Source organism: Longimicrobium sp. (genome assembly GCF_036399255.1).
Taxonomy (GTDB): Bacteria; Gemmatimonadota; Gemmatimonadetes; order Longimicrobiales; family Longimicrobiaceae; genus Longimicrobium.
On record NZ_DASWNM010000068.1, the window covers coordinates 29,466 to 55,856 of the forward strand.

General features: G+C 71.7%; 26 protein-coding genes. 15 read left to right on the forward strand and 11 right to left on the reverse strand.

Annotation, left to right across the window (positions count from 1 at the left end; genetic code table 11):
* Positions 1–214: 214 nt before the first annotated feature.
* Complete coding sequence (locus VGC13_RS10495) at positions 215–922, reverse strand: hypothetical protein (RefSeq protein ID WP_331125203.1); 708 nt, start codon at positions 920–922, stop codon at positions 215–217.
* Between the two features lie 766 nt (positions 923–1,688).
* On the opposite strand from VGC13_RS10495, the gene VGC13_RS10500 reads away from it, so the two are divergent.
* The 10 genes from VGC13_RS10500 to VGC13_RS10545 all read left to right on the forward strand — a co-directional run bounded on the left by VGC13_RS10500 (position 1,689) and on the right by VGC13_RS10545 (position 11,123).
* Positions 1,689–2,411: a vWA domain-containing protein gene (locus VGC13_RS10500; protein WP_331125204.1), complete on the forward strand. Its 723-nt coding sequence runs from the start codon at positions 1,689–1,691 to the stop codon at positions 2,409–2,411.
* A 74-nt stretch (positions 2,412–2,485) separates the two neighbouring features.
* Positions 2,486–3,961, forward strand: a complete 1,476-nt coding sequence (locus VGC13_RS10505; RefSeq protein WP_331125205.1) for a protein kinase domain-containing protein — start codon at positions 2,486–2,488, stop codon at positions 3,959–3,961.
* A gap of 114 nt (positions 3,962–4,075) precedes the next feature.
* Positions 4,076–5,518: an FHA domain-containing protein gene (locus tag VGC13_RS10510; protein ID WP_331125206.1), complete on the forward strand. Its 1,443-nt coding sequence runs from the start codon at positions 4,076–4,078 to the stop codon at positions 5,516–5,518.
* A gap of 9 nt (positions 5,519–5,527) precedes the next feature.
* Positions 5,528–5,920, forward strand: coding sequence for a hypothetical protein (locus tag VGC13_RS10515; RefSeq protein ID WP_331125207.1), 393 nt, complete (start codon positions 5,528–5,530; stop codon positions 5,918–5,920).
* Positions 5,917–7,575 (forward strand): metallophosphoesterase family protein, encoded by a 1,659-nt coding sequence (locus VGC13_RS10520; protein WP_331125208.1) that lies wholly within the window; start codon positions 5,917–5,919, stop codon positions 7,573–7,575. Before VGC13_RS10515 ends, VGC13_RS10520 begins: the two co-directional genes overlap by 4 nt.
* The gene (locus tag VGC13_RS10525) at positions 7,572–8,213 is read left to right on the forward strand and encodes a hypothetical protein (protein WP_331125209.1); all 642 of its coding nucleotides are present in this window, start codon (positions 7,572–7,574) and stop codon (positions 8,211–8,213) included. The genes VGC13_RS10520 and VGC13_RS10525 overlap by 4 nt, the downstream gene beginning before the upstream one ends.
* Before the next feature lie 301 nt (positions 8,214–8,514).
* On the forward strand, positions 8,515–9,072 hold the full coding sequence (locus tag VGC13_RS10530; protein WP_331125210.1) for a hypothetical protein: 558 nt from the start codon (positions 8,515–8,517) through the stop codon (positions 9,070–9,072).
* A gap of 7 nt (positions 9,073–9,079) precedes the next feature.
* On the forward strand, positions 9,080–9,865 hold the full coding sequence (locus VGC13_RS10535; RefSeq protein ID WP_331125211.1) for a hypothetical protein: 786 nt from the start codon (positions 9,080–9,082) through the stop codon (positions 9,863–9,865).
* Positions 9,866–9,869: 4 nt separating this feature from the next.
* Positions 9,870–10,520: a hypothetical protein gene (locus VGC13_RS10540; protein WP_331125212.1), complete on the forward strand. Its 651-nt coding sequence runs from the start codon at positions 9,870–9,872 to the stop codon at positions 10,518–10,520.
* A 42-nt stretch (positions 10,521–10,562) separates the two neighbouring features.
* Entirely contained in the window at positions 10,563–11,123 is a 561-nt protein-coding gene (locus VGC13_RS10545) for a hypothetical protein (RefSeq protein WP_331125213.1), read from the forward strand.
* A gap of 270 nt (positions 11,124–11,393) precedes the next feature.
* Here VGC13_RS10545 and VGC13_RS10550 read toward each other — a convergent pair whose 3' ends face one another.
* From VGC13_RS10550 to VGC13_RS10570, 5 genes are all read right to left on the reverse strand, one after another.
* The gene (locus tag VGC13_RS10550; RefSeq protein WP_331125214.1) at positions 11,394–11,570 is read right to left on the reverse strand and encodes a hypothetical protein; all 177 of its coding nucleotides are present in this window, start codon (positions 11,568–11,570) and stop codon (positions 11,394–11,396) included.
* A gap of 130 nt (positions 11,571–11,700) precedes the next feature.
* The gene (locus VGC13_RS10555; protein ID WP_331125215.1) at positions 11,701–14,037 is read right to left on the reverse strand and encodes a PAS domain-containing sensor histidine kinase; all 2,337 of its coding nucleotides are present in this window, start codon (positions 14,035–14,037) and stop codon (positions 11,701–11,703) included.
* Positions 14,027–15,910 carry a CheR family methyltransferase gene (locus tag VGC13_RS10560; RefSeq protein ID WP_331125216.1) on the reverse strand — a complete coding sequence of 628 codons (1,884 nt, stop codon included), beginning with the start codon at positions 15,908–15,910 and terminating at the stop codon, positions 14,027–14,029. The genes VGC13_RS10555 and VGC13_RS10560 overlap by 11 nt, the downstream gene beginning before the upstream one ends.
* Positions 15,907–16,506: a chemotaxis protein CheB gene (locus VGC13_RS10565; RefSeq protein ID WP_331125217.1), complete on the reverse strand. Its 600-nt coding sequence runs from the start codon at positions 16,504–16,506 to the stop codon at positions 15,907–15,909. The genes VGC13_RS10560 and VGC13_RS10565 overlap by 4 nt, the downstream gene beginning before the upstream one ends.
* A 378-nt stretch (positions 16,507–16,884) precedes the next feature.
* Complete coding sequence (locus VGC13_RS10570; protein WP_331125218.1) at positions 16,885–17,325, reverse strand: response regulator; 441 nt, start codon at positions 17,323–17,325, stop codon at positions 16,885–16,887.
* Positions 17,326–17,652: 327 nt separating this feature from the next.
* Here VGC13_RS10570 and VGC13_RS10575 point away from each other — a divergent pair, with 327 nt between their 5' ends.
* The gene (locus VGC13_RS10575) at positions 17,653–18,687 is read left to right on the forward strand and encodes a chemotaxis protein CheB (protein ID WP_331125219.1); all 1,035 of its coding nucleotides are present in this window, start codon (positions 17,653–17,655) and stop codon (positions 18,685–18,687) included.
* Positions 18,688–19,158: 471 nt separating this feature from the next.
* Here VGC13_RS10575 and VGC13_RS10580 read toward each other — a convergent pair whose 3' ends face one another.
* A complete protein-coding gene (locus VGC13_RS10580; RefSeq protein WP_331125220.1) occupies positions 19,159–19,281 on the reverse strand; it encodes a hypothetical protein in 123 nt (40 codons plus the stop codon).
* Between the two features lie 548 nt (positions 19,282–19,829).
* Here VGC13_RS10580 and VGC13_RS10585 point away from each other — a divergent pair.
* Positions 19,830–20,228, forward strand: coding sequence for a hypothetical protein (locus VGC13_RS10585; RefSeq protein ID WP_331125221.1), 399 nt, complete (start codon positions 19,830–19,832; stop codon positions 20,226–20,228).
* Positions 20,229–20,263: 35 nt separating this feature from the next.
* Entirely contained in the window at positions 20,264–20,689 is a 426-nt protein-coding gene (locus tag VGC13_RS10590) for a hypothetical protein (RefSeq protein WP_331125222.1), read from the forward strand.
* Positions 20,690–20,824: 135 nt separating this feature from the next.
* On the opposite strand, the gene VGC13_RS10595 is transcribed toward VGC13_RS10590, so the two are convergent.
* Complete coding sequence (locus VGC13_RS10595) at positions 20,825–22,048, reverse strand: hypothetical protein (protein ID WP_331125223.1); 1,224 nt, start codon at positions 22,046–22,048, stop codon at positions 20,825–20,827.
* A gap of 264 nt (positions 22,049–22,312) precedes the next feature.
* On the opposite strand from VGC13_RS10595, the gene VGC13_RS10600 reads away from it, so the two are divergent.
* Positions 22,313–22,561, forward strand: a complete 249-nt coding sequence (locus VGC13_RS10600; RefSeq protein WP_331125224.1) for a hypothetical protein — start codon at positions 22,313–22,315, stop codon at positions 22,559–22,561.
* Here the strand turns inward: VGC13_RS10600 and VGC13_RS10605 are convergent.
* Entirely contained in the window at positions 22,558–24,027 is a 1,470-nt protein-coding gene (locus VGC13_RS10605; RefSeq protein ID WP_331125225.1) for a hypothetical protein, read from the reverse strand. The genes VGC13_RS10600 and VGC13_RS10605 overlap by 4 nt on opposite strands.
* A gap of 9 nt (positions 24,028–24,036) precedes the next feature.
* Positions 24,037–24,285, reverse strand: a complete 249-nt coding sequence (locus VGC13_RS10610) for a hypothetical protein (RefSeq protein ID WP_331125226.1) — start codon at positions 24,283–24,285, stop codon at positions 24,037–24,039.
* 139 nt (positions 24,286–24,424) lie between these two features.
* On the opposite strand from VGC13_RS10610, the gene VGC13_RS10615 reads away from it, so the two are divergent.
* The gene (locus VGC13_RS10615; protein WP_331125227.1) at positions 24,425–24,670 is read left to right on the forward strand and encodes a hypothetical protein; all 246 of its coding nucleotides are present in this window, start codon (positions 24,425–24,427) and stop codon (positions 24,668–24,670) included.
* A 348-nt stretch (positions 24,671–25,018) separates the two neighbouring features.
* On the opposite strand, the gene VGC13_RS10620 is transcribed toward VGC13_RS10615, so the two are convergent.
* A complete protein-coding gene (locus VGC13_RS10620; protein WP_331125228.1) occupies positions 25,019–26,257 on the reverse strand; it encodes a hypothetical protein in 1,239 nt (412 codons plus the stop codon).
* Between the last annotated feature and the right edge of the window lie 134 nt (positions 26,258–26,391).

Sequence of the window (26,391 nt, forward strand, 5' to 3'; positions counted from 1 at the left end):
TAAAACCACCCCGGGTTGAAACCACCCCGGGTTGAAACCACCCCGGGTTGAAACCCGGGGCTGGAACGGCCAGAAGCCCCGTCTCGGCGACGCTGACGCGTCGCCGAACGGGCTTCACCTGCTCGCGTGGGCCGCGCCCGGCGCGGCCGAGCACGCGTTGCGCCGCATCAGGGCTCGCGGATGCGCCGGTGCCGGAGGGCTTCCAGTTCGGACTTCAGCGGGTCCAGTACTGGCGGTCCAGATTGCGTTCACGCGACTCCTCCTCCGCGAGCTCATCGCGAATCCTGTCTGCATCATCCGTCAGGGCAGCCGCCACCGCTCCCCGCAGTTGGGCTACGTCTCGGGCTTCGTGCGGGAACCGCCGAACGCATTCTTCCAACAGCTCCGGCGTGCGGAGCTCCCGCAGCCAGAACGCGACCTGTTCAGGCGTCGGGGCCGAAAATCCCTCGTCGTAGCTGACCTCTATCAGCCGCCGGATCATCGGCCAGTCCTTGTCGCGCTGCGTCTTCTTGGAAGCGACGAGATCCGGAAGCGCGAGGGAGTCGACCTGGAATCCTTCCGAGAGGTCCCAGGTCGTGCGTCGTGCCCACAGCTGCGGAAACGGGTCCACGCCCCGCAGATGGGCCATCACGTCGACCCGCATTCCCTGCGCTTCGGGATGCTTGCAGCGAAAGTGGATTGCGTGCCCTCGCTCCAGGTAGTGAACCTCGAAGGGCGGTACGGCGATGACCTCGGCCTGCAGCTCAGCGAGCGCGCCCGTCAGCCGGCCCAGGTTTTCGGGTGACGCGAGAATGGCGAAGTCGGCGTCGCGGCTAAACTCCGCTGCGCCGTACAGCACGCAGGCCTGGCCGCCCATGAGCAGGGCCTCCACGCCGTGCGCCCGCATCGTTGAAAGGACTTTGGGAATCGGGCTCAGGCTCAAGCTGGCCTCCCAGCAGGCGGAATGTGTTCCACAGGCGCATGCTCTCCGCCCAGCGCTCCTGCGCACTCATGCGATACCACTCGAGCACCTCGGGATCCACGCAGCGTTCGATGGCCGGGGAACGGGCAGGCTCGGGGACGGGCAGGGAATGCTCTTCCATCGATTACTCCTCGCGAGAGGCTGAAGCAACATAGGGCAACGGACGGGTGATGAAAACCGCCGGTGCGGTGGTGCTGGAGGGCGCGTCGGACGCGATGAGCGTGGAGGGCGCGTCGGACGCGTTGAGCGTGTAGGAGGGGCGCGGATCGGATTGAATCGGCGCCGCGGCCACTCCGATGCCGCGGCGGTTCGGGCCCGGTGTTGCTCGTCTTGCCACCCCGGGTTAAAACCACCCCGGGTTGAAACCCGGGGCTGGAACGGCCAGAAGCCCCGTTCGGCGACGCTGCCGCGTCGCCGAACGGGGCTTCACCTGCTCGCGTGGGCCGCGCCCGCGCTCCGACGGTGCCGTTTGCGCGAAGCGCCCATGAAGTTGAAGCCCCGTCTGGCGAGCGCAGCGAGCCAGGACGGGGCTTATGGCATTTCCAGCCCCGGGCTTTAGCCCGGGGTGGCGGTGGCGGGGCATCGCCCGGTCGCAATACGCATCCCCATCCTCCGACAAACCTTCGATCCGCCATCGCCCGGCGCGCGGGACTGGAACCTGCATAGGCGGGGCCCCTCGAATCGCGGGGCATTTTGAGGCACGGACTCCAGACGGCAGAGCGATCGCATGGACCAGCAGCAGACCAAGACCCGGGGCGTTGCCGACATCGTCTTCCTGATCGACATCTCGGGGAGCATGGCGCCCGCCATCGACGCCCTCAAGGCCAACATCGGCACGTTCGTGGAGTCGCTGAGCAAGGGCGAGGGCAACAACGTCTCGCCCGTGCGCGACTGGCGCGCCAAGGCGGTGGGCTACCGCGACTTCGACCACGACGCGCAGCCCTTCATCGACAACCCCTTCGTCAGCGACGTCGAGGCGCTGCGCGGCCAGCTGGCCGGCCTTACCGCCGAGGGCGGCGAGGACGAGCCCGAGTCGCTGCTGGACGCGCTGTACAAGGTGGCCAGCATGGGGCAGACCGAAAAGGGCGCGCAGAGCACCGACCCCACGAAGTGGCGCTACCGCAGCGACGCGGCGCGGGTGGTGGTGGTGTTCACCGACGCCTCGTTCAAGCCGTCGATGAGCATCCCCGAGGCCAGGGGGGGCGGGGTGCAGGACGTGACCAACGCCATCATCAACAGCCGCATCATCCTGAGCCTGTTCGCGCCCGACATGCCGGGCTACGACGAGCTCAGCCAGATCGACAAGTCGGAGTGGGAGGCCATCTCCTACCCCGGGCTCAACCCGCAGGACGCGCTGGTCAAGTTCACCGGCGACCAGGCCAACTTCAAGAACACGCTGCGCCAGCTGGCGGCCAGCGTCAGCAAGTCGGCCGAGACCATCGCGCTGTAGCGCGCAGGCCCGTTTCGCCGGGCGCGGCGGTGCTGTCCGCCGCGCCCGCCCGTCCGCACAGCCCGACCGTACTCATGGCCAAGAAGCTCAAGGCAGGCGACGAAATCAACGGCTACACCATCACCCGGGTGTTCGGGCCCGGGGCCATGGCCATCTCGTACGAGGCGCGCGGCCGGACGGGGCAGCGGGTGTTCTTCAAGCAGTACAAGTCGCCGGCGGTCACGGTAGAGTGGTACCGCGGCTTCGTGCGCTACCAGAAGGAGCTCAACCGCCGCATCGCCGAAAGCCCGGCCCGCAACTACTGCGTGCGCGCCATCGACGCGTTCGAGGCGGTGTGGGGCGGCCGCAACTACTTCCAGGTCTTCGAGTTCGTCGAGAACGGCGCCGACCTGGGCGGCATCTTCGAGCAGGAGGCCGAGGCCAACGGCGGCCGCGCGCCCGGGCCGCCGTTCGCGGCGCAGCTGTGGGAGCGGCACGTGATCTGGGCCAAGGTGCTGATGTCGGGGATCCACACGCTGCACCAGGCGGGTGTGGCCCACGCGGACCTCAAGCCCGACAACGCGTTCCTCATCGAGGACCCCACCATCGCGGCGGGATTCCAGCTCAAGCTGATCGACGTCGATTTCTCGGTGCTCACCGACGAGCAGGCGCCCTGGCACGGGTTCCAGGGCTACGTGGGCACCGACAACTACCGCTCGCCCGAGCACTTTACGGCGGGGGCGGTGCCGGGCGCGGCGTCGGACGTGTTCACCTGCGGGCTGATTCTCTATCAGCTGCTGGCGGGGCGGCACCCGTACTGGTCCGAGGACCAGGCGGAGTACGCCCGCAAGGCGCTGGCGTGGGAGGCGGAGCGGCCGGTGCTGGGGGGGACGATGCCCGGCGCGGCGACCAACGAGGCGGTGGCCGAGATCATCCACCGCTGCCTGGCCCCGCGCCCGCAGGACCGCCCCACCGCCGCCGAGGTCCGCGACGTCCTTACCGGACGCGCCGCCGCGGCGGCTGCATCGGCTGCCGCTGCCGCGGCGGCTTCGGCGGCTCCGGCGGCGGCTGCTCCCGCGGCTCCAGCCGCTCCGCCCGCGCCTGCGCCCGCGGCGACGACGGCACCCGCACCGGCTGCACCCGCGGCTCCGCCCGCTCCCGTGGCGCCGGCCCCGCCGCCGCCGCCGAGCCCCGCGGCGGTGACGGATGCGCCGCCGGTGATGCCGTCCACGCCGGCCGGGGCCCGCGGCGTGCCGCTGCGCACCGACCGCGTGCAGCTGGCGGGCGAGTCGGGGCACGCCATCACCATCGGCGTGCGGACGCCGCTGGGCAAGCACATGGTGCGGCAGTTCGGCGAAGACTTCGCCGTGTGGGACTCGGAGCAGTGCGTGGTGGAGCGCGGCGCGGACGGCCGGTGGCAGGTGGTGCCGGTGGCGGGGACCACCAACGAGACGCTGCTGAACGGCGCCGCCATCACCGCGCCGCAGCCCCTGAGCGAGGGCGACGTGATCGCCGTGGGCCGCGCGGCCAAGGGCATCCAGAAGCTGCCGCTGACCGTGCGCCCGGCGTGATCCGACGGAACGGAGCAGAAGGCTGATCCGCGGCGTGCATGACGCCGCTTTGATGGAGGGCGCGATGATCCACACCGCGCCGACAGGGCAGGGACCGTGGGTGGAGGATGAACCGTGAGCGAAAGCCAGAACGAACCCGGAACCGGCGCCCCGCGCAACCCGGTTCCCGGCCCGGAAGACGCCCCGCACCCGGGCGAGGGCACGGACACGCCCGCGACCGGCGGAACGGGAACCCCCGCCGCCGCGTCGCCCGCGCCGGACGGCGCCACCTCCGGCACGCCGACGGCTCCGGCCGGCGGGGGCTCGGCGGATGCCGGCTCGTCCGGCTCCAGCGGCGGCGGTACGACGCCGGACGCCGCCAGCGGATCCGGGGCGGGCACGACGACGGATGCCGGATCGGGCGCGACGCCGGACGCTTCCGGGGCCGCGGGGTCGTCCGCATCGCCCCCGGCGCCCGACGCACCGGCTGCGTCCGGCTCGGGTGGGGCCACGGAAGGCACCGTGCCCTCCGACACCGGGGCGGCGACCGGGACCGATCCGGACTCCACGCTGGAATCGCCGTCCGCGGGCGCCGCGGGTGGCGCGGATGCAGGCGCTGGCGGCGAGATCTCCACCGCCAGCCCGATGGAGACGGCCACCAACGGCGCGCCCGCCGCGCCCGCGCCGCCCCCCACGCCGACGGATGGCGGGGCAGGCACGGCTTCGGCGGACGCGGGCACCGGCGGCGCGGGTTCAACCGATGCGGCGGGCGGATCGGCCGACGCGGCGGCGCCCACCGCGGGGCCGGATGCGGCGACGCCGTCGGACACGCGGTCGGGTGGATACGGCGGATCGGTCCCGGTGGACGAGGCCCCGGCGGGAACGGATGCCGGCGCCGCGCCGGCCGACGCAGGTACGAGCGCTGGATCGACGACGGATGCCGGGACCGCGTCTGCTGATGCCGGCGCGGCAGGTACGACGTCTACGGATGCCGGGGCTGCGGGTACGGCCTCGCCGGATGCAGGCGCAGCAGGGGCGTCGGCGGATGCAGCCGCCGCGGTCGTGGGACCAGACTCCGCTCCGGCGGATGCGGGCACGGCGGGGACGGCTTCGGCGGATGCCGGAGCGGGCGCGGCCACGGATGCGGGCGCAGCCGGGACGGTGGCCGCGGATGCGGGGACGAGCACGGCGCCGGTGGATGCCGCCATCGCCGGAGCAGCGCCCGCGGATGCGGGAGCGGCGGCGCCCGCGGCGGGCGGGCCGCTGACCTCCGACCGCATTCAGCTGGTGGGCGAGAGCGGGCAGACGCTGGGGCTGGGCGTGCGGACGCCGCTGGGCAAGCACATCGTCCGCCAGTTCGGCGAAGACAGCAACGTGTGGGACACGGAGCAGGCCGTCATCGAGCGCGGGGCGGAGGGCGCATGGCAGATCGTGCCGGGGGCCGGCACCACCAACGAGACGCTGCTGAACGGCGCCGCCGTCACCGGGCCCCAGCCGCTGCACGACGGCGACGTGATCGCCGTGGGGCGCGCGGAAAAGGGGATCGCACGGCTGCCGCTTACCGTGCGCCAGGCCTAAAGGACGCGCATGGCATGGAAGTGCCCGCAGTGCGGCTTCGTCCACGAGAACGAGGCCGCACGCGTGTGCGAGGCGTGCGGCTACGTTCGCGCCCCCGGCACGCTGGTGCTGGTGGCCGAACAGACGCGGCGCAGCCTGCAGGTGGGGGTGGACACCGCCATCGGCAAGGAGCTGCTGGAGACGTTCGCGGGCGCGGACCACGCGTATGCGGCGGACCCGCAGTTCCTGCTGGCGCGCGACCCGGTGCGGGGCGGATGGAGCATCGCCCCCGCGCCGGGCGCGGTAAATCCCACGTTTTTGAACGGTGCCGCACTGGGCGCCGCGCCGGCGCCGCTGGAACCCGGTGCGGTGATCACCATCGGCCCCGAGCGGCTGCGGCTGCGGGTGGAGAACGAGCCGTGAAGGATACAGAAAAGCATCAGCAGTCCGAATCCGGATCGGCCCGCTCCGATCGCGAGCCGCCCCGGACCGACTGGGGCGCGCCCGCGGACGCCTCCGCATCCCCCCAGCGCGCCGCGGATGGGGGAGCCGAGTCGTCCCCATCCGCCGAGCGCGGCGTGGATGGGGGCGCCGAGCCGACGTCATCCCCCGAGCGCGCCGTGGATGGAGGCCGCGAATCATCCGCATCCCCCGAGCCCGCCGTGGGAACCGGGACGGATGCGGGAATCGAGGCATCTCCATCCCCCGAGCTTGCCGTGGATGCGGGCGTCGCGCCGTCTTCATCCGCCGAGCCCGAGGCCGGCACCCGCGCGGAGGTGCCGGTGGATGCGGGCGGTGCGGACGCGGGGGGCGTGGAGGGGAGCGGCGCGGGGACGGATGGGCAGCCGCCGGAGCCGGAGCCCGTGGCGCCTCCGGGGGCGGTGGAGGGCGAAGCGCCCCAGGGGGAGGCGCCCGCCGCGGCGACGCCCAACTCGCCGGGGTGGGCGTCCACGCCGGGGCCGGTGCGGGGCGCGGCGCCGGGCGCCGCGCCCGCCGCCAGCGTGCTGGAGGTGCGCGAGCTGGACTGGGACGCCGTCCGCGCCGCCGTGGCCAATCCGCCCATGGGGGAGCGGGCGGAGCGCATCATCGCGCGGATGGAGGAGCGGCTGGAAGGCGGCGGGCCGCTGGGGCTGGCCTTCGAGGAGTACGCCGCCGGCCCCGCCGACCGCGCCATCCAGGTGGGCCAGGACTGGCCGCTGGACGAGGTGTGGTTCGTGGGCGACGTGCACGGCGACCTGCTGGCGCTGGAGGCGGCGCTGCAGCACATCGACCGCAGCGGCGGCGGGTCCGGGGCGCGGCTGGTGTTCCTGGGCGACCTGTTCGACGACGGCGTGCACGCGGCGCAGGTGGTGCTGCGCATCTTCGAGCTGCTGCTTGACGGCCCGCTGCGCCTGACGGTCCTGGCCGGCAACCACGACGAGGCGCTGGCGTACGCGGACGGGCGATTCCAGTCGTCCGTGCTTCCCAGCGACTTTACCGACTGGCTGAACGCCCACGCCGGCGATCCGCTGGCGGCGCGGCTGGGGCACGTCATCATCCGCTTTTTTGCGCGCGCGCCGCGGGCCCTGTTCTTTCCCGACGGGCTGCTGGTGGTGCACGCGGGCGTGCCGCACACCGACCTGCACGAGGAGCTGGCGCGCGAGGGCAACTGGAACGATCCGCGCGTGCTGCAGGACTTCGTGTGGCTGCGGGCGCACCCGCGGGCGCGCAAGCGCATTCCCAACCGCACCACGCGCGGCAGCGAGTTTGGCCGCGACGACTTTACGGCGTTCTGCGGCGTGGCCACGAAGCTGGGGCGGCCGGTGGAGCGCATGCTGCGCGGCCACGACCACGTGGAGGAGCGGTTCGCCGTCTATCCCGCGTGGACGGCCAACCCGGTGCTCACCATCAACACGCTTTCGCACCGGCTGCCGCGCGAGGTGTTTGGCGACTACGAGCGGGTGCCCGTGGTGGCCAAGTGGGTGCGCGGCGAGCTGCCCGAGGTGCGGCGGCTGTTCGTGCCCGCGCAGCTCGTTCGCGACGTGTATCCCGAGCCGGGCGGCGAAGGCGGCGAAGGCGGGGAGGAGATGGCTGGATGAAGCGCGTCATCGAGCGGTGCCCCAACTGCGGGGTAGAGCACGACGATCCCAAGGGCGGCGCGTGCGAGGTGTGCGGCACGCAGCTGCGCTACTGGTGCCGGCTGCACGGCAAGGAGATCGGCTTTCTGGATTCGCCGGCCTGCCCGCGCTGCGCGGCCGAGGCGGCCCGTCCCACGCCGCCGCCCCGCGCGCCCGCCCCGCCGCCGCCCCCGCCGCGTCCGCGCGAGGTCCCGCCGGCTCCGCCTCCGCGCCGCCCCGCGCCCACGCGCGTGGAGCCGGACGAGGTGCCGCCCTGGGCGGCCGAGGCGCCCCCCAGGCGGCGGACGCGGCCGTCGTGGGGCGGGCGCGACCCCGGCGTGGTGATTCGCGAGGGCGCGGAGGACCTGGCGCCGTACGCGTCGGCGGGCGCCACCTTCGCGGTGCGGCTGATGCTGGCGTTCTTTGCGGTGGTGCGCTCGGTGATCGGGTGGGGGCTGCTGGGCGCGCTGATCGGGTTCTTCTATGCCAGCTCCATGGGCGGGCAGCTGGATCCCATCTACACGGCCGCGTTCGGCGTGATGGTGGGCGGCGGGGTGGGGCTGCTCTTCGGGGCCATCCGCGCCCTGCGCATCCTGTTCGCGCCGCCGCCGGACCGCTGACTGCGGTGTGCTCCCTCCGCTTTCTCGTGTGCCCCGGAGTCACAAAGGTTGGGGTACAGAGGGCCAGAGGTTGAAAAGAGAGGAGCAGAGGACCGCACGGGTTTCCTCTGCTCCTTTCTTTTATCCTCTGCTCCTCTGTACCCCCAAATGCCGTTTCATCCGCCCGCCGAATCCCGGAGGCTGGTTTCGCGTACTGCCTTGTGATTAAGATGGGGAGATGCTGCGCCGTTTCCCCACCCGAGCCACCGGGTCCACCCCCATCTCCCACATGCCCGTCGTAGAGCGGTGTCCCAGCTGCGGTGTGGAGCACGACGAGCGCGCGGACGAGTGCGAGGCGTGCCACACGGCGCTGCGCTACTGGTGCCGCGCGCACAGCCGCGAGATCGGCTGGCTGGATTCGGCCGAATGCCGCCGCTGCGCCGAGGACGAAGCGCGCCGCCGGCCGCGCGCGCCCAGACCGGCGCCGTTGCCCCGCGCGGTCGCGCCATCCCCTGCCGCGCCGCCTGCCTGGCGTACGGTGTCGGCGCCGTTGCTTGCGGAATCCATCCCGCCGCGTGCCGCGTTCAGGCGGCGGCGCAGGAGGAGAAAGGTGCCGGCCGCCGTCGAGGTGAAGCCCCGCGGGCCGCTGTGGGGCCTGTTCGAGGCGCTGCTGACGATTGCGGGCACCGGGTTCGCGGCCTGGCTGCTGGGGATGACGGTGGGCGGCGTCCTGGCGATCGAGAGCGGCGGAGACATCGAATCCGCGGTGGTGGAGTGGGGGGTGCTGGCATGCGGATTCGGCCTGGCACTGGGCCTTGTGATCGCGATCGGCAACTCCAATCTGTACGAGTCCGGCGTCTACGATTCGGCCGAGGAATGAGCCGCTGATGTCCAGGCACATCATCGAGCGGTGCCCCAGCTGCGGCGTGGAGCACGACGTGCGCGTGGACGGATGCGAGGCGTGCGGCACGGCGCTGCGCTACTGGTGCCGCGCGCACAGCCGCGAGATCGGCTGGCTGGAAAGCGCCGAGTGCCGCCGCTGCGCCGAGGACGAAGCGCGCCGCCGGCCCCGCACGTCCGTGCCCGTGGCGGCGTCTCCGCGCACGGCGGCGCCGTCGCCCGTACCGCCCCGGCCGACTGCATCCCCGCACGAAGCCGCGCCCCCGCCCGCGCCGCCGCCCCGGCCGCCGTCGTCGGTCACGCCGTACTGGTGCGGCACCCACAGCCCCGAGATCGGCTTTCTGGCCTCGCCGGTGTGCCCCCGGTGCGCGGAAGAGGCGGCCCGCATCCTCCGAGCGGCCGTTCCCGCCGCCGCACCGCCTCCGCCGGCCGCTGCGCCCCCGCCGCGGGGCCGGCGCACGATGGCCGCGCCTCCGCCGCCCGCCGCGCCCGTGCCTGCGCCGGCTCCCGCGGACACGCGCGGTCCGGTGGATGCGCGCGAGCCGGGGCGTCCCGGGGTGCTGCTGCGCGTGTTCGATGCGCTGCTGTCGATGCTGTGGGTGGTGATCGTGTGCATTCTGATCGGCGTAGCGGCCGGGGGGATGCAGGCGGCGATCTCCCAGGGCGACATCCCGCTCATGGCCGTGCACTGGGGCGTGTACGGCGGCATGCTGGGCGTGCTGCTCGGCTTTTTCTACGCCGTCGGGCACTTCAACTTCTCCGGCCGCAGGTGAGGCGGTGACCGCGCGTCACGTGGTGGAGCGATGCCCCAGTTGCGGCGTGGAGCACGACGACCGCGCGGACGAATGCGATGCGTGCGGCGGCGCGCTGCGCTACTGGTGCCGCGTGCACGGCCGGGAAGTCGGCTGGCTGGATGGCCCCGCCTGCCCCCGGTGCGTGGAGGAGGGCGCCCGCCGCGGGCGCGTCCCCTGTCCCGCGCCGTCGCTTCCCGTGACGATGCCCGCCGCCCCGCGTCCCCGCCGCCGCGCGAAGGTCAGGGCGCGGACGCGCGGCGGTCCGGTGCCGTTCGTCGTCGACGCGCCCGCGGTCCCAGGGGCACCTGAGGTTGCACCCGCGATCGCCCCCTCACCCGCGGTCGCGCCCTCGCTCGAGGTCGCGCCCTCGCCCGCGGGAGTACCTGCGAAAGCGGATGCGCCGCCGCCCCTGCCGGTGCGCATCGGCATCGGGGTGATCACGACGTTGCTGAGCTGGTTCGGCGGCTGGCTGGTGGGGATGGCGGGCGGCGCCCTCTACGCGGTGTTCGCGGCCGCCACCGTGCAGCAGGCGGCGCCGGCCTGGGGAAAGGCGATCGGGATCGTGGGCCTGGTGCTGGGCTGGATCAGCGCCTTTTTCTACGTGATCCATCCATCCGTGCCGCCAAAGAAGTAGGCTTCTTTCATCTTTCCCCATTCATCCCGCACGACCCTGCGCATGAAGCACGTTGTGGAGCGGTGCCCCAGCTGCGGCGTGGAGCACGAGAAGCCGGGCGACGGCGCCTGCGAGGCGTGCGGCGAGACGCTGCGCGCCTGGTGCCGCCGCCACGGCCGCGAGACCGGCTGGCTGAGCGGCCCCGCCTGCCACCGCTGCGCGGAGGAGGCCGCCCGTCCCGCGCCTGCGCCCGCACCGCCCGTCGCGCGTCCCGCCCCCGCGCCGCCCATGCTCCATCCCCTGGCCGAGCGGCCTCCTTTCCCGCACCCCATCCCCGCCGACCGGCCGGCGCGGCGCCGTGTGCTCGCGCCCGCGGAGCCGGACGCACCCCCGCCGTCCGTCCTGGCGAGCATGCAGGGGAGGCTGCTGGCGGTGGCCCTTCTGGCCTTCATCGGCTGGCAGGCCGGCGTGGTGGCCGGCGCCATCTACGGCTTCAACCAGGGGTTCGGCGTGGAGCCCACGGCGGGGGAGTGGGGCTGGGCGGGCGGTGCGATCGGGTTGCTGGCCGGCCTGCTGGGCGCCGCCGTGTACACCCTCCGCTCGTCCCTCGCGACGCGGAAGTAGTGCGCGCCGGGACGGGGCTTGTCGCTATCCCAGATCCTGAAAAAGAATGATCGTACAGAGGAACAGAGTCAGACAGAGAAAGCGAGCTGAAATGTCATCTTGGTTCCTCTGTCTGCTCTGTTCCTCTGTACCTATGAAGGTGTTGTTTTCCCCGATTCGGGATTACCCGCTTATCGGATCTCAGCCCCACGAACACAGCGGGGCGGGATCCTTGTGATCCCGCCCCGCTGGCTGATTTGTCTGCTTTGTCCGCAAATCGCACCCGCGGCCTCAACCCGGCTCCGGGGCCGGCGGGGCCGCGGCCTCGTCGTCGGAGGCCAGCAGGCGGTCGGAGTGGCGAAGCAGCTCGCGGGTGCGCCGGATGGCGTCCTGCGTCTGCTGAATGGCATCGTGAAGCACCTCGCGCAGGTCGCGCAGGTGCGGAGTCGCATAGGTCGTCGTCGTCATTGAACAGGCGCGTGGCGAAGCGCGCCTCCCGGGTCCGGGCGGCGGCTGCGTTGCGGTTGTGCGTTTGGAAAGGAGAGTGGATCGGGAAGCGTCCGGTGTGTAATCTAACGGGTAAGTGAAACAATATCAACTACTTGGGATTTCCCGGAGCGGGGTTCGCGCGGCCGGCTTCCACCGGCAGGGTAAAGTGGAAGGTGCTCCCCTGGCCGGGCTCGCTCTCGGCCCAGATCTGCCCCCCGTGCGCCTCGACGATGCTGCGCGCGATGGACAGCCCCAGCCCCGCGCCCGCCTTGCCCCCGCGCCGCGCCTGCCAGAAGCGGTCGAACAGCCGGGGCAGGTGTTCGCGCTCGATCCCCGGGCCCGTGTCGCGCACCCAGAAGCGCACGTAGTCGGCCGCGCGCGCCGCCCCCAGCTCCACCCGCCCCCCCGCGGGGGTGAACTTCAGGGCGTTCCCCACCAGGTTGCCATACACCTGCAGAATGCGCCCGTAGTCCGCCCGGCAGGCGGTGGCCCCTTCCTCCGCCGGGTGCACCCGCAGCGCGATCCCCTGGTCTTCGGCGACCGGGCGGAACATCTCGTCCGCGGCGCCCAGCAGGGTGGCGGGGGCGCAGGCCCTGGGGTGCATCTCTACCGACCCGCTTTCCAGCGACGACACCTCCAGCAGGTCCTGCGTAAGCGCCGTCATCTGCTCCACCGAGCGGCGGATGATCTCCACCTGCTTGCGGTCGCGCTCCGTCAGCCGCTCGGCGTCGCCGTACTCGGCCAGGATGGTGGAGGCGATGAGCACGGCGTTCAGCGGGTTGCGCAGGTCGTGCGAGACCACGGCCACCACCTCGTCGCGGGCGCGGACGGCCTGCCGCGCCTGCTCGTACAGCCGCGCGTTCTCGACCGCCAGCGCCGCGCGCCGGGCCAGCTCGTGCGCCACCTCCAGCTCCCGCGCGCCGAACGGCTCGCCGCCGCCGCGGGCCAGCGAGATGGCGCCCAGCGTGCGCCCCTTGGCGCGGATGGGAACCACCAGCGCCGACGAGAGCCCCAGCGCCTGCAGCATGTCGCGGTGCTCGGGCCCCGTGCACATGTCGTCCAGCGCCGCCCGGTCCACCACCGGGATGAGCTCGGGCTGCCCCGTGCGCAGCACCCGCATCACCGGCTGGTCGGCGTCCGCCGGCACGGGAAAGCGGCGCAGGACGCCGCGCACCAGCTCTTCGCGGGCCCGGTCGGCGTGCGCCACGCCGTGGGCGCGTACCGTGTCGCCCTCCTCCACGTGCACGATGCAGTAGTCCGCCAGGCTGCCGGCGCACAGCCGCGCCACCTGCTGCAGCACCTCGCGCGGGTCCAGCGAGCTGGCCAGCACCTCGCTGACCTCGGCCAGAAAGTGCTCGGTGCGCGCCGCCCGCAGCGCCTCGGTCACGTCGGTAAAGGTGACCACCGCGGCGACGATGGCGCCGTCCGGGCCGCGTACGGGGGCGCAGCTTAGCCGCAGGGTGGCGATGGAGCCGTCCCCCAGGCGGTACGGCACCTCCGCGTCCGCCAGCGTTTCGCCGTGCAGAAGGGCCCGGGCCAGCGGGTACTCCTCCGCGGCGAAGGGGGTGCCGTCGTCGTGCAGCATTCCCGCGCCGGCGTACGCGTCCACCGACTCCACGGCGGGGATGGGGCGGCGCAGAATGCGCTCGGCGGCGGCGTTGTGCATCACGATGCGCCCGTCCGGGGCCTCGGCGATCATCACGCCCCCGGGCATCTGCCGCAGCACCGCTTCCAGCCGCGCGCGCGACGCCTCCGTCTGCAGCCGGGCCCCCTCCTCGCGCAGCAGGGCGCGCTCCACGTCCTGCGCGCGGCGGCGCTCGCGCACGTCGCGCACCAGCCAGCGCAGCCCCGCGGCGCCCGCCGCCGCGTCGTGCACGGCGGCCACGGTGCACGAGACGGGGATGGCCGCGCCGCCGCCGCGGGGCTGCAGCCAGGTGTCCCACTCGTCCAGGCGGCCCAGCGCCACGCCCTGGTCCACCCGGGTGCGGAACTCCAGGCGCTCGGGGGCGGGGACGAAGACGGTGAGCGGCTTGCCTTGCAGCCGGCGGGCGGGAACGTTCAGCAGGGCGGCGGCGGCGTGGTTGGCCTCGGCGATGATCCCCGCCGCGTCCGTCACCAGGTACGCGTCGGGCGCCAGCTGAAACAGCTCCTCGTAGCGGACGCGCTCCACCTCCATCAGCATCTGCGTGTGCGCCAGCTGCTCGTTCTGCACGCGCAGCTCTTCTTCTGTGACGCGCAGCTCTTCCAGGGCGGTGTACAGCGACTCGATGGCGTCGTCCACCCGCGGGTCGGGCGCGCCCGCGCCGGCACCGCCGTCGGCGGAGCGGCGCAGGTCCGCCAGCTGGTCGCGCGACCGGCGCACCTGCGCGTCGAAGTTGCGCGGCGACGACAGCGAGGGGTCGTCCGGCCCGGCGGGCGGGGTGGGGTCGCGTCCCTCAGCCGGCATGGGGAGCCGCCACCCGGGCTGGTTCGTCCACTTCGTCCACCAGGACCACCGCGCCGCGGATCTCGCCGCGGTCGCTGAGCAGCGGCGACACGCCGACGGCGCAGGCGATGCCGCGGCCGCGCCGGTTCAAGGCGTCCAGGGCCAGTTCCTGGAACGCCTCGCGGCCGTCCAGCACGGCAAGGATCGGCGCCTTCAGGTGCTCCACGGGAAGGCCGATGTCCAGGTTCAGCAGCGGCTGCCCGCGCACCTCGGCGGACCGCAGCCCCCACAGCTCCTCCATCTTGGGGCTCCACACCTGCACCCGCATCTCGGCGTCCACCACCACCACGGCGGAACGAAGGCTGGTGAGCACCGACGAGAGGTAGGCGTTGGCGTCGTTCAGCGCGGCGGTGCGGCGCTGCAGCTCGTCGTTCAGCGTCTCCAGCTCCTCGTTGGTGCTCTGCAGCTCCTCGTTCATGGTTTCCAGCTCTTCGTTGCTGCTCTGCAGCTCCTCGTTGGTGGTCTCCAGCTCCTCGATGGTGCTCTGCAGCTCTTCGTTGGTGGTTTCCAGCTCTTCGTTGGTGCTCTGCAGCTCTTCGAACGCCGTCTCCAGCGACTGGTGGGCAAACTCCACCTCCGACTGCAGCCGCGCGTGGCGGGTCACGTCCACGAAGGCGATGGAAACGCCCAGCAGCTCGCCGCCGGCGGCGCCCAGCGGGGCCAGCTCCACGTCGTACGCGCGCACCTCGCCGTCGGCGGCGCCGGGGTGCTCCACTCCGCTCAGGTGCACGGGGCGGCGCTCCGCCACCACCTGCTCGATGCGCGAGCGCAGCTCCACGGGCCGGTAGCTCACCTTCAGGTCCTGCAGCGGCCGGCCCACGTCGCCCGGCTCCAGCCCCAGCACCGTGCGGGCGCAGTCGTTGGCCAGCAGCAGCAACCCGTGCGGGCTCACCACCAGCTGCGCCACCGGCATCACGTCCAGCGCGGCCTCGCGCACGTTGACCACGTGCGCCGCGGGAACCGCCTGCCGCGCGCCCGCGCGCCCCATCAGCAGCAGCCGGTCGCGGGTGCTTCCCGCCGTCTTGCGAAAGACGCGGGCCTGCAGGTTCACGGGGACGAAGAGGTCGGCGTGCGAGCGCATCATCTCGGCCTTGCCCAGCAGCAGCACCCCCTGCGGGGCCAGGGCAAAGTGAAAGCGCGCCAGGATGCGCGCCTGCACCTCGGCGTTGAAGTACATCAGCACGTTGCGGCAGGTAAGCAGGTCCAGGTGGCTGATGGGTGCGTCCTGCACCAGATCGTGCCGGCCAAAGATCACCTGCCGCCGCATGTCCGCGCGAAAGGTCCAGCGCGTCCCCATCCGCTCGAAGTAGCGGTCGCGGAACCCCTCCGGCACCCCCTCCATGTCCCGGTCCTCGTACGAAGCGTGGCGGGCGGCCGTCAGCGCGTCGTTGTCGGCGTCGGTGGCGTACACCTTTACGCGGTCGCGAAACTGCTCCGGGCCCATGGCCTCGGCCAGCAGCATCATCACCGTGTACGTCTCCTCGCCGCTGGCGCACCCGGCCGTCCACACGCGCACCGGCTCGTCTGCACCTTTGCGGGCCAGGATGGCGGGGATGAACTCGCGGGCCAGCGTGTCCCACGCCTCGGGGTCGCGAAAGAACGAGGTGACGTTGATGAGGATGGTGTTGAACAGCTCGTCGAACTCGTGCCCGTGCAGCTCCAGGTAGTCGCGGTACGCGTCGAAGCCTTCGATGCCCACCGTCTGCATGCGCTTGACCACGCGGCGCATGAGGGTGGAGCGCTTGTAGCCGGTAAAGTCGAAGCTCCGGCTGGCCTTCAGAAAGCCCAGCAGGGACTCGAACTGCGGATCGCCGGGTGGCTGCTGCTGCGTCATGCGTGCGAAAGGGCCAGCTCGTGAACCAGTTCCACCAGCCGCGCGGCGATGGCGGCCAGGGGAAGCACTTCGCTTACTCCGCCGGCGCGGGCCGCGGCGCCGGGCATTCCGAAGTGAAGGGAGGTGGCACGGTCCTGCGCCAGTACCGTGCCGCCGCTGCGCGACACGTACACGCTGCCCCGCGCGCCGTCCTCGCCCTTGCCGGTAAGCACCACGGCGATCACCGGCGCGCCCGCGGCGGCCAGCGACCGCAGCAGCACGTCGGCCGAGGGGCGCGAGAAGTGGACAGGCGGTGCGTCGGTCAGCTGCAGGGTGCGGTCCGGGGTAATGCGCAGGTGGTGCCCGGACGGCGCCACGTACACCGTGCCGGCCGCCAGTGCGTCCCCGTCCGCCGCCGGCCGCACCCGCAGCGCCGTGCGCGCGTCCAGGATGGCGGGAAGCAGGCTGCGGCGGCCGCTTTCCAGGTGCTGCAGCACCAGCACGGCGGCGGGAAGCGTGGCGGGGAGCGCGGCCAGCACCTCGCTCAGTGCGTCCAGGCCCCCGGAGGACGCCACCAGGGCGATCACGGGAAGCACGGTGGTGCGTGTGGAATCCATTTCAGAATCCTGGACCAGGCGGAACGACCCTTCCAAAGAGACGTGCGTAAAACGGCTCCCCGGGAGCGGCCCTGGCTCGCGGGGCTGGCGGTCCGGCGCAAAGGCGGAAAACGGGCGGGTGTTCACTCCGGGCGCCGCCGGAGCGTGCGGCGCCCGCGCCGTGCCGCCGCGCGTGCCGGCTGGGGCAAGGTGCCCCGCGCGGGAAAAAAAGTCAACCGAGTGCGTCCGTAGCGGCGCGTACAGGATCTGCGCAGCGGCGAGTGACTCAGGATGACACGTGGCCGCGGAAACGCTTGCCCGCCATCGCTCCCTCGGGATGACAGGTGGCCGCGGGATCCATCGAGAAGACGCCGGCGCGAGCGGAAGGTGCCTGCCGCGCTACGTGTCGTCGGTCATCGAAAACACGGGCATTTCCACCCAGCGCTCCCGGGGCGACCACCGGCTCAGGCAGTGCTCCACCGCCAGCCGCAGCTGCCTGGGCAGCACGGGCTTGGCGAGGTGGGCGCAGAAGCCGTCGGCGCGTGCCCGTGCGGGGGTGTAGCCATCGTCCGCCGTTGCCACGATGGCGGGAATGTCGGCGGTGGCGGGGTGGGCGCTCAGCCGCCGGATCACCTCGTCGCCGTTCATGTCGGGCATCCTCAGGTCCAGCACGATCAGCGTGGGAAGGTGCATCCGGGCCTGGTCCAGCGCCTCCGCGCCGTTCGACGCCGTGAACACGGCAAAGCCCGCGTGCTTCAGCACGGCGCTGAAGACGATGCGGTTGTCTTCCGTGTCGTCCGCGATGAGGATGAGGGGGCGGGGAGTGGACGAATCCTGCATCGGCGCACCTTCGGGGAATGAGTCCACGAGGTCGGTGCGGTCGGGATGGCCGCAGAGGCCGGGGGGAGGGGTCCGTAAACATAACGCCGCGTGGCCTCGGGGGACAGGGAGCACCTGATGCCGCCCGCCCACCGCGGGGAATGCGCCCGCCGCGTGGCTCCACCTCTCCCGGGCCGCCCGAACGCATCCGGACGGCGAAACGTGCCTGCGGCCGCGGGGAAGAACCGGCAGATCCCCCGCAGCCCGAGTGTGGCCGGGGGAGCACGGGTCTTGCTCCCTGGGCAGGCCCTGTCGGCGTGTCTGCCGCATACACCGGAGCAAGGATACTTGGAAGAGCGCGACATCGTCGTCATCGGGGCCTCGGCGGGCGGGGTAGAGGCCGTGGCATCGCTCATCGAAGCGCTGCCGCGGGACCTTGCGGCCGCCGTCTTCGTGGTGGTGCACTTTCCCCCGCACACCACCAGCGTGCTGCCGCGCATCATCACCCGCCGCGGGGGGATGACGGCCATGCACCCGGAGGACGGCACACCCATCGAGCTGGGGTGCGTGTACGTGGCCCCCCCCGACCGGCACCTGCTGGTGGAGAACGGCTTCGTGCGGCTGATCCGCGGCCCGCGCGAGAACAGCGCCCGCCCCGCGGTGGACCCGCTGTTCCGCAGCGCCGCGCGGGCGTACGGGTCGCGGGTGATCGGCATTGTGCTCACCGGCAACCTGGACGACGGCACCGCCGGCCTGATGGCCGTCAGGTCCGCCGGCGGGCTGGCCATCATCCAGGATCCCGACGACGCGCTGTACGCCGGAATGCCCTCCAGCGCCCTGCGCCACGTGCAGGCGGACCACGTGGCGCCGCTCAGCGAAATTCCCACCCTGCTGGTGCGCCGCGTGGGCGAACGGGTGGAGCAGAAAGGAGCCGGTCCCGTGGCAAGGCAGCAGAACGACGAAGTAGGCATCTCCGAGATGTACCGTGATGCCCTGGAAAGCCCCCGGGCGGGCGTGCCCTCGGGCTACGCCTGCCCGGAGTGCCACGGCGCGCTGTGGGAGACGGACGAGGGCGGGCTGCTGCGGTTTCGCTGCCGCGTGGGGCACGCCTACTCCATCGAGAACCTGCTGGCGGGGCAGGGCGCGTCCATGGACGCCGCCCTGTGGGCCGCCTACCGCGCGCTGGAAGAGCGCGCCGCCCTTACCTCCCGCATGGGCGCGCGCATGCGGGAGCGCGGGCAGGAGTCGCTGGCCCAGCGCTACGCCGAGCAGACGGAAGAAACGCTGCAGCGCGCCGAGCTCATTCGCCGCGTGCTGCTGATGAGCACCCAGGAGGTGCCGGTGCTGGAAGACGGACCCCAGGGCCAGAACGTCGCCGACTGATCCGGCCGCTGATCCTGGTGGCGGCGTTGGCTTTCCTGAGGCCGGCGGCGCTCTGATCACCAGCTGGATGAACCAGGGACTGTCGTTCCGAGGCCCGGCCACAGGGTCATTGGCGGGACGCGGTGCAGGCTGCAGGGCCGAGGAATCTGCTGTCGGTCCGCGCGAGGCCCGACGCGGCGGCCCGCTCCGCTCGTTCGGCGGCGAAACCGCTGGACAGGGCCGGTCCGGGGCTCGCGACGCGCCACGAGGAAAACGAAAGTAGATTCCTCGGTCGCGCGCCGGGTTCCGTGGTCAGGCAAGGTATCGGGCGTGCGCTCCCTCGGAATGACAGTTCGGGGGGAGCCGAGATTCCGGAGAGAATCCGACGACAAGAACCCGCCGCGCGACAGGTCCGCGCGGCGGGTTCTTTGGTGAACGGCTGGGTCAGCGGGGCCGACATGATGCCCGTGGTGCCGCCCTGACGCCGCGCGTTTACGCCGCTGCCTCCAGCAGCGGCACGGCCAGGTGCCGCGTGCGGGCCAGCGACGCAAGCTCCTCGCGGATCTGCGCGTATTCCGTGACCGGCGCCAGCCGCAGCGCTGTGCGCACGGCCATGATTGACGCATGCCTGAAACGTACCTAATATAGCGCTTGTTTTGGGAACTCGCGTCTAATGAAAATCGGGCGAAAGGAGGATCTCAACTGGTTCGCTGCAACTTCACCGAATCTGCAGAGGGGTATAACCGCCTGACAACGGACGCATGATGCGAATTTTCATGTTACGCATTGTTATGGTCGTGGGCGCGCTCGTGACGTTGGGGGCGTGTGCAGACAGCCCGACGCTCCCGGGTCAGCGGCCGCCGAACATGCCTTCTGGTGCGCCACGGATGGAGGCTGATGTGCAGGGGTGTGTGGGTGACGGCGTGTGCGTCCTGCCCCCCATCGTCGTAGACCCGGGTTGCGATCCCTGGATGAGCCTTTCCTGGTGTGAGGGAGGAGGTGGCATCTGCATGACCTCCGTCTCTGATCCACGCAGTCCAGCGGTCCAGTCCTGCCCGATCAGCGGCGGGAGTGCCCCCGGTGGGGGAGCAGGGACTTCTCCAAGCAAGCCTCCCCCGAGCGAGCCGCCCCCGACCGATACCTGTCGAACTGGCGACAAGATCGTGGATGATGTGGACGTGTTCGGAAAGTTCGATGCCCTGTGGCAGCAGTCTGTGCAGCAGGGCGTCGAAATGGGCGGATGGATCGTGCGAGACGGCACCGACAACTATCGGATGATCCCTTTTCAGAACGCGGTGTACACACCCTGCGGCGTGGACGTCTTCGAGGCTCCGCCAGCCAATCTCGTGTCGCTGTTCCACACACATCCGTGGCGGCTGGGGCAGGCGCGAATGTGCGGCGGCGCCTACGCGTTCTACACGGGAACGCCAAGCCCGGAAGATGTCCAGGCGCTGGCGCACCTCGGACTTTCTACGGGGTTCTTCATAGACCACACCGGAATCGCAAAGTATACCACGTCGGGTGGGCAGACCGCCTTTCGGATCACTCGCTGCGGTTACTGACTGCTCCCTTCTTTTCCCGTAACCGGAGCAATCTCATGGATGCCTTTCTCACGGCGATTCTTGCTCTTGCGTTGCGGCTTGGGCCGACAGCATCGGCTGAAGGACAGGCCGGCTGCCCGGCGCCTGAACCGCAGGCACAGTCGCGCGTAACGAACTTCCTGTCGCTCCCTCACCTCGCGGAGCTTCGCAAGGTGGCGGATCTCGGGTCATCCTCCGCGTCAGACGTGCACGCGCTGGCCGGTGAGGCGGACCGCCCAACGTGCGCTGCGCTCCGGCGAGCCATTGCATCGAGCGGGAGGGGGCTGACAGCCGGGGATCAGGTGGCGTTCTATCGTTCCGGCGATCGATATTTTGTCCCGATCACGCCTCGCCGCCCTACCGACCGCATCCGCCTGGGTGAACACAGCGTGATCGAGGTATACGACAGAGAATACCGGTTCGTCGCCCGATTCTCCGCGTAGCCATCGATCCGTTCTCGAAAGGCCAAGCCACAGGACACCCGCCGCGCGACAGGTCCGCGCGGCGGGTTCTTTGGTGAACGGCTGGGTCAGCGGGGCCGACATGATGCCCGTGGTGGCCGCCCCGGCGCCGCGCAATTACGCGGCTGCCTCCAGCAGCGGCACCGCCAGGTGCCGCGTGCGGGCCAGCGACGCAAGCTCCTCGCGGATCTGCGCGTATTCCGTGACCGACGCCAGCCGCAGCGCCGTGCACACGGCCCGGCCAAAGCCGGACGCGTCCCCCTGCGCGGCCGTGGCGTGGGCCAGGTCCACGGCGGCCTTCAGCTGCACCGGCGCGGCGACGGTGACGTCCCGCAGCAGCGTGAACGCCTCCGCCGCTGCATCGCGGACGAGCGCCGCGTTGCCCCCGGCGCCTGCGTACGCGCGTGCACGCATCGCCGCGGCGGCCAAGCGGTCCGCCACGCCGAGCCCCTTTTCTCGCGGTGCCAGCCGCCGCAATGCGGGAACCGCGTTCCCCTCGTTGCCGGCGCTGATCCAGAAACGCGCCAGGTCCAGCAGAAGCGCCGCTGCGTCGGGCACGCCGGGCCGGTACGCCCGCTGCACCGCCACGGCCCATCCCCGTGCCGCTTCCACCTCCCCCGAGCCGGACGTCAGCCGCAGCAGCGCGCGCGCCGCGCCCCGCCGCACGTCCAGAACTCCGTAGCGCCACCCGGCCCGGTACGCCAGGCGGTAGTCCCGCGTGGAGCGCGCCGTGTCACGGGCGTGCTCCCGCAGCTGCGCCAGCGCCAGCAGCGCCCGTGCGTACGGCTCCCACTGCCGCCCGCGCCGGCTCAGCCCCACGGCGCGGCGCAGCCACACCTCCGCCCGCGCCCGCTGCCCCGCGGCCAGCGCGTAGACACCCGTCCGCAGCGCCGCGTGCGCATCTTCGGGGAGCGCGAGCGCCGCCGCCTGCGCGTACGCCAGCGCCGTCTCTCGCGCACGGCTGCCGTCTGCCCACGATGCGACGTGGGTGCAGCACTGGGCCACCACCTGTGCGTCGGCGCACTCCGGCGCGGAGAGCATGGCCGCCAGCGTATCCAGCGGGGCCGCCAGCTCCGGCGGGATCTCCGCCTCCACCAGGCGCCGCACCCTGCGCTCCGCACCGTTGGGATGGAAGAGCCCGCGCCGTCTCTCGGCCGGCGTCGCGGCCCAAAGCTCCACGTCGCGTACGGTGCGCCACAGCAGCACGCCAAGGTCCCCCTCCGACTCTTCCAGCACCGCCACGCGCTCCAGCCCCTCGCCCGGGTCGCGCACCATCACCGGCGGAATGCACCACGGGCGACCCGCTGCCCGCGTGGGCCGCCGGTGTGCGCTTGCTTCCATCTTCCGCATTCCAATCGCTCCAGGGGTCACTCTACATACGCAGCCCGAGCATGCAAACCGTCGCCGCGGTTCGCCGGGTTGCACAACGATATTGACCCATCGAGTCCGAAAACACTCGCGTGGTTGACGGCTGGCGTACCCGCCGTGGATGGCGGAAAATGGACATAGGCGTATTTGCCCGTAGCGGCTGGCGGGAATGGTGCGTCAGTCATATCGTACTGCACGCAGCCGATCTGCAGATGTCACCCTAGCCAGCGAGGAACGATGAACGTCAGGCGGAGCCTTCTGGGATGCGTCAGCCTTTGCGGCATGATTGCCGCCTCCGCATGCTCCTCTTCGCCCGTTTCTTCCACACGGACGATGGAGGCGGACGCAGCTTTCTCCGGTCTTGGCTATGGATCGGGGCATGACCAGCAAGCCGGCACCGCCGCGATTTCAGAAGAAATCGCGATCGAGGCGGACAGCGGCGTGGTTGTGAACAGGGGCGGGGTGGGGTACGGCTCGGGGCACTAAGCCGCCCAATGATTACGGCGCCGTGTGCGCTTGCGCCCCTTTCTGGCACCAGGGTTCCACCTGGCCAGACGGACGAAAAGTGCGTTCGCGGTCGTTCGCCGCGTCGTGGTGCTGTCCGGTGCGGCCGAAGCTTCCGGATACTTTCGTGCCGCGATCTTCGAAAGCAGCGCCGCGGAATGGAGAGCGACAGAAATGTCTCCGCGCTGCCGGGCCTCCTCATGCGCTAGCGACGCGAACTCCTCGGCCGCCTGCCACCTTCCGCAGGAACGCGCGGCTTCGGCAAGATGGTAGAAAGCAGCCGGCCTGTCCTGGGTGTGAACCGCAACCAGCGAGATGACGTGAGCACGGACGCGGTCGAGTTCATCCACGCGGCCTGCCCCGGCGTACGCACGTGCCTTCAGGCTCAAGCCGATGACCTGTTGGGCCGGTTCGGTGACGAGCTCCAGAAAGCGTTCCAGCAGGGGAATTGACTCGGCATATCGATGCTGGGCGATTTGCAGAAACGCGAAGTCAGCGGCCAGATAGGGAAAGCGCGGGTCGTTGAGGGGGTACAGGCCGACGGCACGGGAAGCGGCGCGCTCTGCCTGGCCATAGTCGCCGCACTCCGTCAGCATGAGCATCAGATCATGCTGCGCGTGTCCCGCCAGCCACAGGCTGCCGCTGCGGGTCGCGGCGTTCGTCGCGGTGTCCAGGTGGCGGCGCGCCCGCCGGGGATGTCCGCGCGAGAGCCACAGTGCGGCCAGACCGATGTGGGCCGAGACTCGCTCGTCCACGTTGTTCTGCTCGCGCGCCAGGTACGCGGCGCGCAGATAGTACAGCTCAGCGCTCGACCATTCCCCCTCTTTCCGATGTGTCAGTCCGGCCACGTTGTGGCATACGGGGCTTTGCGGGTCTGCGCGCGTGCTTGCGGCCGCGAATTGTGCGGCGGTCGTCCCGAAGCCTGCTTCGTTGGCCCAGTCGGCAACCGCGACACAGGCGACCGCGAGCCGTTCGCTGGTGCAGTCGGCAAGTCCATCCGTGAGTGCATGGAACGCCGGCAGGGCGTTCTCCAATCCGTGTGCCGCCTCCAGTGCTTCGGCGCGCCGTGCAAGGATTTTGGACGACGGGTGTTCGTGGAATAGATCCTGAGCGCCCTCTTGCGCCGCCTGCAGCCAATCTCGCACGTGCCGAAGCTGCACCCAGAGTTCCACCGCGACCGCCGCGTCGGTGACCTCAGCCAGGATCGCGGCCTCCTTGCGCGGCCAACCGGGCAGGGGAGGAATGACCCTGGGCTTTGAATTGGGCATACCCTTCATGATGTGCTTCGTCAACCAACGGGTGAACGAAGTAAATACGCCGGATAAATACAACTCCAGTCCGGAACGCGCCATAGTATTACGCAATGTTCCTGCGGTCGGCGGGATGCGCGCAGCAATCGATCGGCGGCTGCCGCGGTGCACTGCTTCAGAGACGATGTCGCAGGACAAGCACTCGATCTACCATGAACCGCAGATGCCCGTCCGCAGCGCCGCGCGCGCATCGCCCGGAAGCACCAGCGCCGCGGCCTGCGCATACGCCAGCGCCGTCTCTCGCGCACGGCTGCTGTCCGCCCACGATGCGACGTGGGTGCAGCACTGGGCCACCACCTGCGCGTCGGCGCACTCCGGCGCGGAGAGCATGGCCGCCAGCGTATCCAGCGGGGCCGCCAGCTCCGGCGGGATCTCCGCCTCCACCAGACGCCGCACCCTGCGCTCTGCACCGTTCGGGTGAAACAGACCGCCGTCTCTCGGCCGGCGTCGCGGCCCAAAGCTCCACGTCGCGCATGTGCCCTCGCCCGCAGGCGAAGCGGGTCTTCGCTACCGCCCCTTCACTGGAGTCGTCAGGATGAAGCGTGCTGCTCGTTCCGTCGCCATCATGGCCCTGTTCGCGCTGTCCGCGTGCAGCGGACCGGAGCCGACGAGCCCCGAAGCGGACGGGGCGGTTCCGCTACTGCACGAGGTGACGTCTTCGTATGAAGGCGGGGACCGGCAGGGCCCGGGAGTTTATGGGGGCGGCAATGCGGCGGGTGATGGGCGCGCCGAGAGCACGACGCAGGAATCCGGGGTGGGAACGCTGGGATCGGGGAACTGACTTATCGAAGCAGCGTGGCGGCGCTCCGGTGCAGACGCCCGACCAGCCGTTCCGCCATCTCATGCATCTCGTCGGTGGGAGGGCGGTCTGCGTCGCCGGGCTGCCCGGAGCCGACGCTTTGGGCAAGCGTGGAGGATCGTTCGGCGACAGTCCGTTCTCCACGAAGGGTGGCGAGGTGGAGCGCCCTCTCCGCGAGTTCGGCCGTGAGCGGGTCCGTAGCCTGGGCAGAACCCGGTGCCTGCAAAGAACGAACTCGCCGCGCGACAGGTCCGCGCGGCGAGTTCTCTGGTGAACGGCTGAGTCAGCGCGTCGTCGGGATGCCCGTGGTGCCGCCCTGACGCCGCGCGTTTACGCCGCTGCCTCCAGCAGCGGCACCGCCAGGTGCCGCGTGCGGGCCAGCGACGCCAGCTCCTCGCGGACCCGTGCGTACTCCGCCAGCGACGCCAGCCGCAGCGCCGTGCGCACCGCCCGGCCAAAGCCTGGGGCGTCCCCCTGCGCGGCCGTCGCGTGGGCCAGGTCCACCGCGGCGCTCAGCTGCACCGGCGCGGCGACGTCGACGTCGCGCAGCAGGGTGAACGCCTCTTCCGCGGCGTCGCGGGCGAGCGCCGGGTCCCTTTTCACGGACGTGTACGCGCGGGCGCGCATGGCGGCCGCGGCCAGCCGGTCCGCCGCGCCCAGCTCCTGCTCCCGCGGCGCCAGCCGGCGCAGCGCGGGAACCGCGTTCGCCTCGCGCCCGGCGCCGATCCAGAAGCGGGCCAGCTCCAGCAGCAGCGGCGCGGCGTCGGGCGCGCCGGGCCGGTACGCGCGCTGCACCGCCACCGCCCATCCCCGTGCCGCCTCCACGTCGCCGGAGCCGGCGGCCAGCCGCAGCAGCGCCCGTGCCGCGCCCCGCCGCACGTCGCGCACGCCGTAGCGCAGCCCCGACCGGTACGCCAGGCGGTAGTCGCGCAGGGCGTGCTCCGGGTCCTCCGCGCGCTCGCGCAGCTGCGCCAGCGCCAGCAGCGCCCGTGCGTACGGCTCCCACGCGTCCGCCCGCCGTCCCAGCCCCACCACGCGGCGCAGCCACACCTCCGCCCGCGCCCGCTGCCCCGCGTGCAGCGCCCACACGCCGGTCTGCAGCGCCGCGTGCGCATCGTCCGGCAGCACCAGCGACGCGGCCTGCGCGTACGCCAGCGCCGTCCGCGGGGCGCCGGTGCCGCCCGCCCACTCCGCCACGCGCAGGCAGCCGCGGGCCAGCGCCTCCGGGCTCACCCGCTCCGGCGTGGAGAGCAGGTCCGCCAGGGCGTCCAGCGGCTCCGCCAGCTGCGCCGGGACCCCCGTCTGCACCAGCCGCCGCACCCGGTGCTCCGCGCCGTCGGGGTGAAACAGCCCGCGCCGCCTGGCGGCCGGCGTGGCCGCCCACAGCTCCACGTCGCGCACGGTGCGCCACAGCAGCACCCCCAGCTCTCCCGCCGATTCGTCCAGCACCGCCGCCCGCTCCAGCCCCTCGCCCGGGTCCCGCAGCATCACGGGGGGAATGCACCACAGGCGTGACGAGCCGCGCGTGCGCTGCCTCCGCGGCCGCCGCGCAGGGTCTGTCTGTTCCATCTTGCTCTGGATGGTCATGGCGTCCAAACTTATGTAGTAATGGGCACGCTCCTTAAGCTCATATTAATGGGATTCCGACTCCGTCGCCAGTGGTTCGATGGATGAAATGGCGGAATGGGAGCCCGGCGGCGGTA

Bases quoted from the DNA above. Each gene is read 5' to 3' on its own strand.
- VGC13_RS10500 (WP_331125204.1), top strand. From the start codon at position 1,689: ATGGACCAGCAGCAGACCAAGACCCGGGGCGTTGCCGACATCGTCTTC.
- VGC13_RS10505 (WP_331125205.1), top strand. From the start codon at position 2,486: ATGGCCAAGAAGCTCAAGGCAGGCGACGAAATCAACGGCTACACCATC.
- VGC13_RS10515 (WP_331125207.1), top strand. From the start codon at position 5,528: ATGGCATGGAAGTGCCCGCAGTGCGGCTTCGTCCACGAGAACGAGGCC.
- VGC13_RS10525 (WP_331125209.1), top strand. From the start codon at position 7,572: ATGAAGCGCGTCATCGAGCGGTGCCCCAACTGCGGGGTAGAGCACGAC.
- VGC13_RS10535 (WP_331125211.1), top strand. From the start codon at position 9,080: ATGTCCAGGCACATCATCGAGCGGTGCCCCAGCTGCGGCGTGGAGCAC.
- VGC13_RS10545 (WP_331125213.1), top strand. From the start codon at position 10,563: ATGAAGCACGTTGTGGAGCGGTGCCCCAGCTGCGGCGTGGAGCACGAG.
- VGC13_RS10550 (WP_331125214.1), bottom strand. From the start codon at position 11,570: ATGACGACGACGACCTATGCGACTCCGCACCTGCGCGACCTGCGCGAG.
- VGC13_RS10555 (WP_331125215.1), bottom strand. From the start codon at position 14,037: ATGCCGGCTGAGGGACGCGACCCCACCCCGCCCGCCGGGCCGGACGAC.
- VGC13_RS10560 (WP_331125216.1), bottom strand. From the start codon at position 15,910: ATGACGCAGCAGCAGCCACCCGGCGATCCGCAGTTCGAGTCCCTGCTG.
- VGC13_RS10565 (WP_331125217.1), bottom strand. From the start codon at position 16,506: ATGGATTCCACACGCACCACCGTGCTTCCCGTGATCGCCCTGGTGGCG.
- VGC13_RS10570 (WP_331125218.1), bottom strand. From the start codon at position 17,325: ATGCAGGATTCGTCCACTCCCCGCCCCCTCATCCTCATCGCGGACGAC.
- VGC13_RS10580 (WP_331125220.1), bottom strand. From the start codon at position 19,281: ATGGCCGTGCGCACAGCGCTGCGGCTGGCGCCGGTCACGGAATACGCG.
- VGC13_RS10590 (WP_331125222.1), top strand. From the start codon at position 20,264: ATGGATGCCTTTCTCACGGCGATTCTTGCTCTTGCGTTGCGGCTTGGG.
- VGC13_RS10595 (WP_331125223.1), bottom strand. From the start codon at position 22,048: ATGGAAGCAAGCGCACACCGGCGGCCCACGCGGGCAGCGGGTCGCCCG.
- VGC13_RS10600 (WP_331125224.1), top strand. From the start codon at position 22,313: ATGAACGTCAGGCGGAGCCTTCTGGGATGCGTCAGCCTTTGCGGCATG.
- VGC13_RS10615 (WP_331125227.1), top strand. From the start codon at position 24,425: ATGAAGCGTGCTGCTCGTTCCGTCGCCATCATGGCCCTGTTCGCGCTG.
- VGC13_RS10620 (WP_331125228.1), bottom strand. From the start codon at position 26,257: ATGGAACAGACAGACCCTGCGCGGCGGCCGCGGAGGCAGCGCACGCGC.